Below are 13341 nucleotides of genomic sequence, written 5' to 3' on the forward strand. Positions count from 1 at the left end.
TTACATGACGCGACAGGCAAACCCTTTCAGATACAGCCCTTCCGGGTAGGTAGCGATCACCGGGTGATCGGCTGCCTGACGGAACTGTTCTATAAATTGTACATCACGACCAGCATCTATTGCGGCATCAGCGATGATTTTCTGAAATAAATCTGTGGTCATCAGGCCGGAGCAGGAGAAGGTGAGAAGCACTCCACCCGGGCTCAGCAGCTGGATGGCCAGCATGTTGATATCCTTATAGCCGCGGCAGGCACCCATCAGCTGACTTTTGTTCTCCACAAACTTCGGTGGATCCATCACGATGACGTCGAATTTCTCGCCCTGATCGCGATACTTACGCAGCAGCTTGAAGACGTCATCGCGAACAAACTCGGCTTTGCTCAGATCCAGCTTGTTCAGCTCGACGTTTTGTTTCGCCACGTCCAGCGCTTCCTGAGAGGTATCAACGCTGACAACCTGGGCACAGCCGCCCATCAGCGCCGAGACGGCGAAACCGCCGGTATAGGAGAAGCAGTTCAGCACGCGTTTGTCGGCAACATACTGGCGAGTGGCCAGGCGGCTGTCACGCTGGTCCAGGTAGTAACCCGTTTTATGGCCGCCCTGGATATCCACCAGCAGCTTCATACCGTGCTCTTCGATTGGCAACAGGGCAGGCGGCAGTTCTCCGGTGACCGGACCTTGCGTCAGCTCCATGCCCTCTTTTTTGCGCACTGCCACATCGCTGCGGTCATAAATGGCGCATTCCGGGAAAACCGATTGCAACGCGCTGATCAGCGCAGCACGTTGATATTCAGCCCCTGCGCTTAACAGTTGCAGTACCAGGAAGTTACCGAAGCGGTCGATCGTCACGCCAGGCAGACCGTCGGACTCACCGGCAATCACACGGTAGCTGTCCAGACCGTCACGCGTTGCCAGCCACTCACGCCACTGCTGCGCCTGCTGTAAACGACGAACGAAGAAATCAATATCGATCGTTTCATCTTTATCAAAGGTCCAGACGCGAGCGCGGATTTGGGACGCTGGCGAATATGCGCCTCGCGCTAACCATTTCCCCTGATGGTCAACGATATCGATGGTCTCTCCGAGGCTGGCTTTGCCTTCCATACGGGCTACTGCACCGGAAAAGACCCAGGGATGGCGGCGCAATAATGACTTCTCGCGCCCTTTGGCTAACACTAAACGTACACTCATAATTTGCTATTCTGTCGATTCCAGGGAAATGGCGCGTAGAGTAGCACATTCAGCAAGTCGCAATCATCTGCGGATGCCTTTGAGCGTTTCGGCACAAAATCAAATCGCTTAGGCACAGTGCTGCACTGCAGTGGGCTTTACAGTAGGGTTTCCGGTATAGCAAAGGGAAACACAAATGAAAAAGCGCCGTGCGATAGCAGTAACCACCCTGGCGGTGGTCAGTGTTCATGTTTTAGCGGCATCGTCGTTCACCATCAGCAGTCAGGATCTGGCCAGTGAACGCCCGTTGTCGCAACAGCAGGTGTTTAACGGGTTTGGGTGTCACGGTGGGAATCACTCTCCACAACTGGCGTGGAAAAATCCGCCTGTCGGGACGAAAAGTTTCGCAGTCACGGTATTTGACCCTGATGCCCCTACCGGAAGTGGATGGTGGCACTGGACGGTGGTCAATATTCCCCTCCAGACGCTGACGCTTCCCGCCGATGCCGGAAACCCGAAGGGGGAGACATTACCGGCCGGGGTTGTGCAGGGGCGTAATGATTTCGGTTATTCTGGTTTCGGCGGCGCATGTCCGCCCAAAGGGGATAAGCCGCACCGTTATCAGTTTACCGTCTGGGCGCTGGATGTGGATAAATTGCCTGTCGACAGGAATGCCAGCGGCGCGCTGGTGGGTTTTATGCTTAACAGTCACGTCCTGGCGAAGGCCAGCTTAACCGTTACCTACAGCAGATAAGGATGGCATGGTGCAGGGAGTCCAGTTTCAACATAAACATTTGACGGCCGGTGAAGTGAGCGCCAGTAAAATGCATCACCTGCACCAGGTTAAACTCTTTCTTCCTGCCATTTGCCATATCACTCACGGCAGTAAAGTGATTGTTCAGGACGATAACCGCCTGGTGGCGACGAAAGCGTCGCTGATCATTATTCCCGCCAATACGCCGCTGGAGATCATAAATCAACCCGCGAATGGTCTCTTTCGCTCTGACTTATTGATGTTGTCACCGGAGCTTCTGGCGGAGTTTAAAACGCATTACCTGAAATCCTGGCCGCGCACAGAATTACATTCCCTCTGTGCTCCCCTGAGTGAGGGGCTGGCATTTATGTGGAGTAACCTGCTGCATGCCGTGCGTCAGGATTTACCGGAGGCGTTACAAAAGCATCAGGCTTTCGGCCTTTTGCTGGCATTGCTTCATGACGGCGTCGCAGGGCCGTTGCTTATAGAGCGTAATAGCCACCTGTCCGAGCAGGTGCGGCAGTTCATCATGCTGTCGCCCGCCAGGGCCTGGACTGCACAGGATGTTGCCAGCCGCCTGGCATTGAGCGTGCCGACGCTACGCAGACGGTTACGCGAAGAGTCGCAGAGTTTTCGCCAGCTTGTTGAGGAGGTGAGGATGGCCGTTGCGCTGTCACACTTACAGTCAACCCGGTTACCTATTGGCGAAATCGCATTACAATGTGGTTATCTTTCCAGCTCTCGTTTTACTGCCCGTTTCCGGCAACATTATGGCTGTTTGCCAAAAACGCTACGTTAAGGAGTAGAAAAATGTCAAAAATCTGCACAATTGCCTGGGTACACGGCATGGTTCAGGGCGTCGGATTCCGTTACAGCACGCAGCGCGAAGCTATGCAACTGGGGCTCACGGGATACGCGCGAAACAGGGATGATGGCAGCGTTGAGGTGGTTGCCTGTGGTGATGCGGAGCAGGTTGAAAAGCTGGTGGCGTGGCTGAAAGCAGGTGGGCCGCGCAGCGCGCAGGTTGATAAGGTTTTAACCGAACCCCATCAACCCGGCCGGGAATACGTTAACTTCGGTATTCGCTACTAAATGCATTTCACCGGTTTTGGCAGGCCGGCGATTTTGGTGGCCTGTTTTGCCGGGCCTTTCGGGAACAGGCGATACAGGTAACGGCTGTTGCCTTTCTCTTCACCGAATTTATTGGCCATCGCCTTGACCAGCATGCGGATCGCCGGTGAGGTGTTGAATTCGAGATAGAATTCGCGCACAAAACGCACCACTTCCCAGTGTTCCGGGGAGAGGGCGATACCTTCGTTTTCGGCGATTTTTTCCGCCAGCGGCTCGCTCCACTGGCTGCTCTCTTTCAGATAACCGTCGTTATCAGTTTCAATCTCTTTACCTTCAAAACTCAACATAGTCATTCACGCGTCAGTCAAAAACCGCAGCAGTGTACCAAAAAACAAAGCCCCGCATAAGCGGGGCTCTGGTTCACAGCATTGTTGATTAATCGCGGCTGGCGAAGCCCAGGATGCTCAACAGGCTGACAAAGATGTTGTACAGCGATACATACAGGCTCACGGTGGCGCGGATATAGTTCGTCTCACCGCCGTGAATGATATTGCTGGTTTCATACAGGATTGCGCCAGAAGAAATCAGAATAAACACGGCGCTGATCGCCAGGTGCAGGGCAGGCAGCTGCAGGAAGATGTTTGCCACCATACCTACCAGCACCACCACGATGCCTGCCATCAGCATACCGCCGAGGAAGGACATGTCCTTACGGGTGGTCAGCACATAGGCCGAACAGCAGAAGAACACCAGCGCGGTACCGCCCAGCGCCATGCCAATCACGTCGCCCATACCGGCGGACAGATAGGCGTTGAGGATGGGCCCCAGGATATAGCCCAGGAAACCCGTAAAGGCGAACGCGGACAGAATACCCACCGGTTTATCAGCAGTTTTGTAGGTCAGGAACATCAGACCATACATCCCCACCAGCGTCAGGATCAGACCCGGTGACGGCAGCATCAGCACGGTGCTGGCCGTTGCGGTCATCGCCGAGAATGCCAGCGTCAGGCTGAGCATGAAATAGGTATTGCGCAGCACCTTGTGGGTACTGAGTAGCGATGTGCGGTCGCGTGAAGAAGTAATTATACGATCCATGAGTCACTCTCTTATGACAGATGTAATTAGCGGAAAGAATAGGAAACGGCGCGCCAGTCTCAAAGTGGTTTTACCCATCTTTACTCAGGACGTTAGCGTTACTGCTGGTTGTTTATTCTTCAGAAAACCTTTTCAGCAGAATGAACAACGGTTTGCTTCATTTATTCAGATCAAGCTCTTATAGGTTACTGAAAAATATTGCGTTATTACACGTTGAGCGCTAAGTGTTATTTCCGGATCGTCAAAAAACAGACAATAAGGCGAAGGAAATGAAACCACAAGCACGCACGCGCTTTACACTCTCTTTGTTAACGGCAGGGATCCTGTGCGCCAGCACGGCGACCTGGGCGGCTAACGTGCCAGCAGGAACACAGCTGGCCGATAAACAGGAACTGGTCAGAAACAACGGTAATGAACCGGCCTCACTTGACCCGCATAAAGTCGAAAGCGATGTCGAATTCAATATTATCAGCGATATCTTCGAAGGGCTGGTTAGCGTTTCTCCGACTGGCGAAATACAGCCACGGCTGGCAGAAAAATGGGAGAACAAAGACAACACCGTCTGGACTTTTCATCTGCGTCCAGGCATCACATGGAGTGACGGCACCGCGATTACCGCGCAGGATGTGGTCTGGAGCTGGCAGCGTCTGACAGACCCCAAAACCGCCTCACCGTATGCCAGCTATCCGGGCAACATGCATATTGTCAACGCCGCTGATATCGCTCAGGGGAAAAAAGCACCGGATACGCTGGGTGTAAAAGCCATTAACGATACCACGCTTGAGGTCACGCTGACTCAACCTAATGCCGCATTCCTTGCCATGCTGGCCCACCCGTCGCTGGTGCCGGTGGATAAGGTGCTGATTGGTCGGTTTGGTGATAAGTGGACCAAACCGGAGCATATCGTCACCAGCGGAGCGTATAAACTGTCGCAGTGGGTGGTTAACGAGCGCATCGTGGCGGAGCGTAACCCGCGCTACTGGGATAACGCACATACCGTTATCAATAAGGTGACCTATCTGCCGATCACCTCCGAGGCCTCGGATGTAAACCGTTTTAAAGCAGGTGAAATCGATATTGTTTATACGGTGCCGATCAACCAGTTTGCCCAGCTCAAGAAAACCCTGGGTAGCCAGCTGGATGTCTCCCCGCAGCTTGCCACCTATTACTATGAATTCAACACCACCCGGCCGCCATTCAACGACGCGCGTGTACGTAAGGCGCTGAACATGGCGCTGGATAAAGAGATCATTGCCGGGAAGGTATTAGGGCAGGGGCAGCGTCCGGCGTGGCTTATCAGCCAGCCAGATATTGGCGGTGTGACGCTCCAGAACCCGGACTATGCCAGCTGGCCGATGGATAAACGTATCGAAGAAGCGAAAAAGCTGCTGGCCGAAGCAGGCTTTAACGCCAGCCATCCGCTGCGTTTTAACCTGCTCTATAACACCTCTGAATCGCACCAGCGCATCGCGATTGCCGCCAGTTCGATGTGGAAGAAAAACCTTGGGGTGGAGGCGAAGCTGCAAAATCAGGAGTGGAAAACGATGCTCGATACGATGCATACCCACGACTTCGACGCAGTGCGCTACGCCTGGATTGCCGATTACGACGATGCTGCCACTTTCCTGAACAACTTCCGTACCGGTGACAGCGAAAACACCAGCCAGTACAGCAATCCGGAGTATGACCAGGCGCTGGTGAACGCCGCGAAAGCCAAAACACCGGCAGAGCGCGGTAAGTTCTATCAGCAGGCGGAAGATTTGCTGGCGCGCGATGTGCCTGCCATTCCGGTTTATCACTATGTCCGCACGCACCTGGTCAAACCGTGGGTGGGAGGATTCACGCCGGACAAGCTGGGGTACTATTTCACCAGGGACATGTATATCAAAAAACACTGATCATGAACGCTGAATTTTGTGCTGATAAAATGGCCGATACGTTGTCTATTCAACCGATTAAACGCGTTTTGGCTATTTTTAAAGCGAACGAATGCGGTCACTCTTTACAGCATGCGGAGAGGTGTTTATAGTTCGCCTCACTTAGGAAGTGTGGCCGAGCGGTTGAAGGCACCGGTCTTGAAAACCGGCGACCCGAAAGGGTTCCAGAGTTCGAATCTCTGCGCTTCCGCCAGACATAAAAGCCCTGCGATAGTCATATCGCGGGGCTTTTTGCTTTTAAGGGGCATGGATAGCACCCGCAGAAAAAAAATAGAAAAATTCCTGCTTTACAAGGCGCTAATAGATGTTTATAGTGCGCCTCACTTTGGAAGCGTGGCCGAGCGGTTGAAGGCACCGGTCTTGAAAACCGGCGACCCGAAAGGGTTCTAGAGTTCGAATCTCTACGCTTCCGCCAAATTTGAAACCCAGGTCGTTATGCGACCTGGGTTTTTTGTTTTTGTCGGTTTTCAGTATGCCATTGCCGTCTGGCTTGTATCGGTGGGGCTAAGAATTCATCGGACGGATTAGTAACCGGCATCTGTTACATCTTGCTCCTGGTGTTCCAGGATAATGCCAGCGATGATGTCATTGGGGTTATCCACCCGTTCTGGTCGTTTAATGACGTGAGTCGTTCCCTTCTCAAAATAGTTAATAGCAAACATCTCATCTTCATCACGATTGCAGTGCCTGTTTTCATCAATGAGAGCATTCAGTCGTCTGGTTACATTTTCATGGTTATCGGATGTAGCCACACGATCTAAGGGAATCAGCTTCACAGGTACGCCCTTATGCATATAACTTACGGAACGATCGACACCCTTCCGAATTTTTTCAAACTACACAGAACAGGTTGTTGTTCAAGGTCGTACCCAGACCTCGAACGATACCTGAGATGTACATATCACGAGTACTGGGGCGAGGCATGCAAAAATCCCCTGTGATATTTGTTTTTCTGATGAAAATAATAAGACCCATTTAAATAAATAATAAAAATGGTGAAGGCCAGTAAATGTCGCCAATTTTTCATACAGGCAGGCACGTTCTGCCTTTCATTTTTTGATAAAAGTACAAAATCAGATATTTCATGTTATTGATGAGATTTTATACAAAGTTGTCCCTAAATTAAATTGATCACTTACTGTACACCCTTATTTCATAAGGGTTAAAGGGGTATGCAAGAAAATTCTTATAAATCAGAAAGATGATCTTTGGCTGTCAGGATTTCTATTGGAAGCATTTTGTTACATTTTTTGATTTCCGATCGGGTGGGGAACGTTCCTACACTCCGGCCATTGGGTCTTATCCGAAATTTTTTCATTTCAGACAAATACTCAAAAACACAATGTCGATATGCTGGTGAATGGAATGTGCCCGCTTTTAATTCCGGGGTTTTGATTTTCGTCCGATGACGTGAGCCTGGAAGTTGTTCTGGCTGGGTTTGCCTTTCTTATTAATTTCTCACTGGCATTGACCGTTTTTATAACTCCATAAAACAGGGATAGCCATGTCTAACTCTTCTTTTCAGTCCGAAATACCCAAGGCACGTATTAATTTAAAGCTTGATTTGCATACGGGCGGAGCGAGCAAGAAAACTGAGCTCCCCCTGAAATTACTGGTGGCGGGAGACTTCAGTAATGGTCAGGAGACTGCACCACTATCGGAGCGCAAAAAAGTTAATCTGAATAAAAACAACTTTGACTCTGTACTTTCCGAATATTCCCCAATCGTAAATATTACCGTTAAAAACACGCTTGCTGGTGATGGCAGTGAAGACAACATCAATCTGACATTCCAGAGTATTAATGATTTCTCTCCGGAGCAGGTTTCGCGGCAAATACCTCAGCTGAAGGCCATGCTCTCCATGCGCAATTTGCTTCGCGATTTAAAAGCAAACCTGCTTGATAACCAGGCTTTCCGAAAAGAGCTGGAAAAAATTCTTCTCGACCCTGCATTAAGTGCAGAACTCAGAGCCGAACTCTCAGCCCTGGCTCCGAAACAGCCATAACGGCCATATGCTTTTAACGGATTAATAAGGAATATGTTGATGTCTGTAAAAAATGAGAATGCCGCGGGTAACGAGAGTGTAGTGCTTGAACGTCCTGCAGCAGGCGGGGTATATGCGTCCCTGTTTGAAAAAATCAATCTTAACCCTGTCTCTGAGCTAAGTGCGCTTGATATCTGGCAGGATGCACAGGCGATGTCGGATGCAACAGCAGACGAACGTTTAACTGCCGGCATGAAGGTGTTCCTGGAATGTCTGACAAAAGCGGGCTCAAAAGTTGAGAAACTCGACAAAAACCTGATTGACCACCATATCGCGGAACTGGATTACCAGATCAGCCGTCAGCTTGATGCTGTTATGCATCATGAAGACTTTCAGGCGGTAGAAAGTCTGTGGCGCGGTGTGAAATCTCTTGTCGACAAAACCGATTTTCGCCAGAACGTGAAAGTTGAACTCCTGGATATGTCTAAAGAAGACCTGCGTCAGGACTTTGAAGATTGCCCGGAAATCGTCCAGAGTGGGCTGTATAAACATACATATATTGATGAGTATGATACCCCGGGTGGCGAGCCGATTGCTGCGCTGATTTCCGCTTACGAATTTGATGCGTCTGCGCAGGATGTAGCCCTGCTGCGCAACATCTCTAAAGTGTCTGCGGCTGCACATATGCCGTTTATCGGTTCTGCCGGCCAGAAATTCTTCCTGAAAGACAATATGGAGGACGTGGCGGCCATTAAAGATATCGGTAATTACTTTGACCGCGCTGAGTACATTAAGTGGAAATCCTTTCGCGAGACGGATGATTCCCGCTATATCGGTCTGGTTATGCCGCGTGTACTGGGGCGCCTGCCTTATGGTCCGGATACCGTACCTGTGCGTAGCTTCAACTACGTCGAAGAAGTGAAAGGTCCGGATCATGACAAATACCTGTGGACCAACGCCTCGTTTGCCTTTGCATCCAACATGGTACGCAGCTTCATTAACAACGGCTGGTGTGTACAAATTCGTGGCCCGCAGGCCGGTGGCGCCGTTCAGGACCTGCCTATTCATCTGTACGACCTCGGTACCGGCAATCAGGTAAAAATCCCGTCTGAAGTGATGATCCCGGAAACCCGCGAATTTGAGTTCGCGAATCTGGGCTTCATTCCACTTTCCTACTACAAGAATCGCGATTACAGCTGTTTCTTCTCGGCGAACTCCACGCAGAAGCCGGCCACGTATGACACCGCTGATGCTACTGCCAACAGCCGCATCAACGCCCGTCTGCCTTACATCTTCCTGCTGTCGCGTATCGCGCACTACCTGAAGCTCATTCAGCGCGAAAACATCGGCACCACTAAGGATCGTCGTCTTCTGGAGCTGGAGCTGAACACCTGGGTTCGCGGTCTGGTGACGGAAATGACCGATCCCGGCGATGAGCTGCAGGCGTCCCACCCACTGCGCGATGCGAAAGTGGTGGTGGAAGATATCGAAGATAACCCGGGCTTCTTCCGCGTGAAGCTGTACGCCGTGCCGCACTTCCAGGTAGAAGGGATGGACGTCAATCTGTCACTGGTATCCCAGATGCCGAAAGCCAAAGCATAGGGCAGGAGCAGGGATGAAAATATATCGTCCACTGTGGAACGAGGGGGCTTTACTGTCCCCTCAACAGTTCCAGCAGCAGGCTGAATGGGAGTCTTTTCGCGGTGCCGGTGCATCAGCGCTAGCATCCCCATTCCCCTGGGGGGTAGAAAAGATTGAGTTTAATGACAGCCTTCTTTCGTCTGGTCTGATCCAGATTACGCAGCTACGCCTCTGGCTGGACGATGGATCGCTGATTGATGCTCAAAGGAGCGATCTGCCTCCACGTCCACGGGAGTTAGATGCCAGCCAGCTGGCAGGTCTCGATTCCGTAACCGTTGTCATCGCACTGCCTCACATGCAGCCGGGTATTGCCAACGTAGAACAGGAAGGTGTTACCGCAGACCGCCCGCTCCGCTATCGCGAGGAATGGGTGACGTTGCAGGATGCCTTCGGGTCCGAAGAAGAATCCATAGCCGTTGCCCGGTATAATTTCACCATCCGGTTTGCCCATGAAAGCAATGATTCCTGGAAAGTGTGCCCGGTGGCCAGACTGATCCGTGATGGACAAAATGCATGGCGACTGGATCCGTCCTTTATTCCGCCCGTTGCGTCTTTTGCGGCAAGCCCTGTCCTTCGCGAACGTCTGGTGCTACTCAATCGTCAGTTACGCTCCCGGCGCCAGCGTCTGATGACGATGCGTCGTGAAAGCAACGAAAGGCTCGCCGATTTTGCCGTCGCCGATGTTTCCCTTTTCTGGTTGCTGAATGCACTGAATTCTCACGCCAGAGTGCTGACAGAATACGAACGTTTTCCTTCCCGGCCACCTGAACAGGTTTGGGCGGAGCTTGCACGTCTGGCAGGCAGTATGCTGACCTTTTCCCTGAACCATGATCTTGACGCCATTCCGGGTTATGACCACGAGGAACCGGCCAATGCGTTTCCTCCGCTGTTTGATCTGATAACGGGTTTGCTGGAGGCCAGTCTGCCATCCCGGGTCATTGCCCTGGAAATGTCACGCCCGGACGGACAGACATGGAAAGCCAACCTCCACGATATCCGCCTGCGTGAAGAGGCCGACCTCTGGCTCTCTGTGCGCTCCGATATCCCGGCCTGGCAGGTCGCCGAGAAATTCCCTGCACTCTGTCAGGCAGGTTCACCTGATGATGTCAGCGAGATCTATGGCGCGGCACTTAAGGGTATCCCGTTGATCCCGGTGAGCAGGGTCCCGGCAGCGTTGCCTGTACGCATGGAAAACCAGTACTTCGCACTCGATATGGAAAGCCCCGCTGCGCATGAAATGCAGGAGCAGGGCGTGTGCATGTTCTATGTGCCTGAGTTGCTTGGTGCTCTTGAACTAGAACTGTTCGCGGTATTGCGCTCATGAGACAGGATATCGACATCGACCTGCTGATGACGGAGACCTGGCTCACCGTCACTATGCTTAAAAAAGGTGCCGTTACGCTTAATGGCACTGCGCTTTACAACAAATGCGTTAAACAGGTTGAAAGTGTGCGGGAAGCGCTGGAGCGTGCCGGGTATGACGAAGCCAGTGTGGAGCATATTTCCTACGCACAATGTGCCTTGCTGGACGAAACGGTGATGAGCCGTAAGTCTGAAAAAGGCGAGGAAGGAGAGGAGCCGAAAGTTGATGAAGGCCAGGTGGCCTGGCGTAAAGCGCCGCTTCAGGCCCGTTTTTTTGGCTCATTCCGGGCAGGCGAAGCGTTGTGGGATCGGATTGCAGAGGTTCTGCGTCAGCCCTCACCTAATCCGGCCGTTTTAACCTGCTATCACCGGGTGATAGCGCTGGGTTTTCAGGGGTTATACAGCCTGAAAGCGGTCAGCCAGTCGGAGCGTGATGAGGTAGTGAAAGCCCTTTCTGAACGGGTTTCTCCGCCTGATGCAGACCTGTCTCTGGTTGTTCACCGGATGGGGAAACATCGCTGGAGTCTGATGCGCTCAGTCTGGTTCTGGATAGCGCTCGGCGTCATTCTTACCGGCGTTATCTGGTGGGGTGGTCACCTCTGGCTCCAGTCACTGTTGTCGGCACAAATACCGGAGCTGCATGGCTAATGCGTAGAACAGTCATCATTCCGGTCGTCCTCCACGCCCTGGTAGCCGTTGCCACGTTGCTGTGGTTGCTGTGGTATTTCATCCCGACAGGCACCGTTTTTAAAGGCCTGGCCACTCTGCTGATCCTCCTTCTGGCAGGCTGGACTGTTTTTAAAAACTGTCTGAGTGAAGAGCACACATCTGACGTTACCCTCCCGGCTGCTGAACTGCCATTACTCGACACCCAGAGCCCCGTTGTACTGGTGTGTGGTGACATGCTGGAAGCGTTGTTTCAGGGAGGCCCTCTGCGTAAAACAGCCCAGGGATGGTGGCTTCGGGCCGGTGACGTCAGCCGGTTAACTGACGTTGTCCGCAGCATACAGAAACAATTCCCTCGGCAGGTTGGTCAGCTTTCGGTGATGTATCGCTGCCTGCCAGATGAACATCAGGATGAAGCGGTACTGCGCTCCACACTGAAAACGCTCCGCCAGCAGTGTAAACAAATTAAATCCCTGACGGGTTTCACACTGCCGGTGGTGGTGAATGCCGAATTTTCCGGGCCCGAAACGCCGTGGATCATCGTTCGCGGTGACAAGCCGATAGTCTGTCCGGTTAATGATTCGCCTCAGGCGTTTATTGACTGGCAGCAGGCGGAAGACAATATCCTGCTACTGCCAACTGTCAGCCAGGCATTTTCCTTTATCCGTAATACGCTGACTGACGAGCTGGAGAAACCGGACCGGCTAACGCCGCTTGTACGTGTTTTTTCCGTGGCCATGCGCCTCGGCGTGGTCAATCCTGAGGCTCAGTCAGTCTGGTCCACCTGGCTTTGTGCCCGGACCTGCTTGCACTTTTCCCGCCAGCCCGGTCAGTCAGTTCTGGCAACCCTTTTCCCGGATGCCGTTCTGCCACTTCTGGCACCTTTTGCATCAACCGTTCAGGGGGGGCAGCGTACCCGCCGCCTGGTGCTGCTGATGTGGCTGTGCGCGCTGACCGCATTGGGTATTTCCGCGCTCAATAATCGTGACCTCATCCGTCAGGTGAGTGCCGATTTACAGCGCTGGAACGCGATCCCGATGAATCACTACCGTCCTAAAGCGGACTCGCTGGCTGCTCTGAAACAGGATGCACTCCTGCTTGAACGCTGGCAACGGCAGGGAGAGCCTTTACGTTACAGCTTGGGCTATTACCCGGGACAACGCCTGTGGCTGGCCTTGCAGCAGGCCATAGATACCTGGACACCTCCACCTGCCCCTGAACCAAAACCGGTCCCGAAAATAGTTCGTCTCGATAGCATGTCGCTTTTCGATTCCGGCAAATCAGCGCTCAAAGAGGGGTCAACCAAAATACTCGTCAACGCGCTGGTGGGGATCAAAGCCAAACCGGGCTGGCTGATCGTGGTCAGCGGCCACACAGACAATACCGGTAGCATACAGCTCAATCAGACCTTGTCTTTACAACGCGCTGAAGCCGTCCGTAACTGGATGCGTGATACCGGGGACGTCCCGGAGAGTTGCTTTGCCGTTCAGGGCTACGGCAACAGCCGACCGATTGCTTCAAACGATACGCCTGATGGCCGTGCGCATAACCGGCGTGTCGAGATCAGTCTGGTACCGCAGGCTGACGCCTGTCGTCTGCCAGGCTCAAAACATGCGTCACAGGATGTACGTGACGTTTCAACTCAAGAAATGGAGAAGTAA

Annotated in this window: 13 protein-coding genes and 2 tRNA genes; 11 read left to right on the forward strand and 4 right to left on the reverse strand. The window is 52.5% G+C overall.

Annotated elements, in window-relative coordinates; all coding sequences use genetic code 11:
* On the reverse strand, window positions 1-1191 hold the full coding sequence (gene rlmI, locus HV242_RS07680) for a 23S rRNA (cytosine(1962)-C(5))-methyltransferase RlmI (protein ID WP_050736586.1): 1191 nt from the start codon (window positions 1189-1191) through the stop codon (window positions 1-3).
* Window positions 1192-1366: 175 nt separating this feature from the next.
* Between rlmI and HV242_RS07685 the strand changes: the two genes are divergently transcribed.
* From HV242_RS07685 to yccX, 3 genes are read left to right on the forward strand one after another with little or no spacing between them, the layout of a single operon-like run.
* On the forward strand, window positions 1367-1924 hold the full coding sequence (locus tag HV242_RS07685; protein ID WP_050736587.1) for a kinase inhibitor: 558 nt from the start codon (window positions 1367-1369) through the stop codon (window positions 1922-1924).
* A 7-nt stretch (window positions 1925-1931) separates the two neighbouring features.
* Window positions 1932-2723, forward strand: a complete 792-nt coding sequence (locus tag HV242_RS07690; RefSeq protein WP_050736588.1) for a helix-turn-helix transcriptional regulator — start codon at window positions 1932-1934, stop codon at window positions 2721-2723.
* 11 nt (window positions 2724-2734) lie between these two features.
* Window positions 2735-3016 carry an acylphosphatase gene (gene yccX, locus HV242_RS07695; protein ID WP_050736589.1) on the forward strand — a complete coding sequence of 94 codons (282 nt, stop codon included), beginning with the start codon at window positions 2735-2737 and terminating at the stop codon, window positions 3014-3016.
* Here yccX and tusE read toward each other — a convergent pair.
* The gene (gene tusE / locus HV242_RS07700; RefSeq protein ID WP_020884782.1) at window positions 3013-3342 is read right to left on the reverse strand and encodes a sulfurtransferase TusE; all 330 of its coding nucleotides are present in this window, start codon (window positions 3340-3342) and stop codon (window positions 3013-3015) included. The genes yccX and tusE overlap by 4 nt on opposite strands.
* An 88-nt stretch (window positions 3343-3430) precedes the next feature.
* On the reverse strand, window positions 3431-4090 hold the full coding sequence (gene yccA, locus HV242_RS07705; RefSeq protein ID WP_014169445.1) for an FtsH protease modulator YccA: 660 nt from the start codon (window positions 4088-4090) through the stop codon (window positions 3431-3433).
* Between the two features lie 269 nt (window positions 4091-4359).
* Between yccA and HV242_RS07710 the strand changes: the two genes are divergently transcribed.
* The 3 genes from HV242_RS07710 to HV242_RS07720 all read left to right on the forward strand — a co-directional run bounded on the left by HV242_RS07710 (window position 4360) and on the right by HV242_RS07720 (window position 6442).
* Window positions 4360-5988, forward strand: a complete 1629-nt coding sequence (locus HV242_RS07710; RefSeq protein WP_025204529.1) for an ABC transporter substrate-binding protein — start codon at window positions 4360-4362, stop codon at window positions 5986-5988.
* Between the two features lie 144 nt (window positions 5989-6132).
* Window positions 6133-6220, forward strand: a tRNA-Ser gene (locus HV242_RS07715).
* Between the two features lie 134 nt (window positions 6221-6354).
* Window positions 6355-6442, forward strand: a tRNA-Ser gene (locus HV242_RS07720).
* Window positions 6443-6551: 109 nt separating this feature from the next.
* On the opposite strand, the gene HV242_RS07725 is transcribed toward HV242_RS07720, so the two are convergent.
* On the reverse strand, window positions 6552-6803 hold the full coding sequence (locus HV242_RS07725) for a DUF4942 domain-containing protein (protein WP_305963117.1): 252 nt from the start codon (window positions 6801-6803) through the stop codon (window positions 6552-6554).
* Window positions 6804-7531: 728 nt separating this feature from the next.
* Between HV242_RS07725 and tssB the strand changes: the two genes are divergently transcribed.
* Genes tssB through HV242_RS07750 form a run of 5 tightly spaced genes read left to right on the forward strand, consistent with a single transcriptional unit; the run spans window position 7532 to window position 13341 of the window.
* Window positions 7532-8032: a type VI secretion system contractile sheath small subunit gene (gene tssB / locus HV242_RS07730; RefSeq protein WP_025204527.1), complete on the forward strand. Its 501-nt coding sequence runs from the start codon at window positions 7532-7534 to the stop codon at window positions 8030-8032.
* Between the two features lie 33 nt (window positions 8033-8065).
* Window positions 8066-9613 carry a type VI secretion system contractile sheath large subunit gene (gene tssC, locus HV242_RS07735; protein ID WP_050736590.1) on the forward strand — a complete coding sequence of 516 codons (1548 nt, stop codon included), beginning with the start codon at window positions 8066-8068 and terminating at the stop codon, window positions 9611-9613.
* Window positions 9614-9626: 13 nt separating this feature from the next.
* The gene (tssK, locus tag HV242_RS07740) at window positions 9627-10976 is read left to right on the forward strand and encodes a type VI secretion system baseplate subunit TssK (protein ID WP_050736591.1); all 1350 of its coding nucleotides are present in this window, start codon (window positions 9627-9629) and stop codon (window positions 10974-10976) included.
* Window positions 10973-11662, forward strand: a complete 690-nt coding sequence (gene tssL, locus HV242_RS07745) for a type VI secretion system protein TssL, short form (protein WP_050736592.1) — start codon at window positions 10973-10975, stop codon at window positions 11660-11662. Before tssK ends, tssL begins: the two co-directional genes overlap by 4 nt.
* Window positions 11662-13341, forward strand: a complete 1680-nt coding sequence (locus HV242_RS07750) for an OmpA family protein (protein ID WP_050736593.1) — start codon at window positions 11662-11664, stop codon at window positions 13339-13341. The genes tssL and HV242_RS07750 overlap by 1 nt, the downstream gene beginning before the upstream one ends.

The organism is Enterobacter sp. RHBSTW-00593, assembly GCF_013784105.1.
Lineage (GTDB): Bacteria > Pseudomonadota > Gammaproteobacteria > Enterobacterales > Enterobacteriaceae > Enterobacter > Enterobacter ludwigii.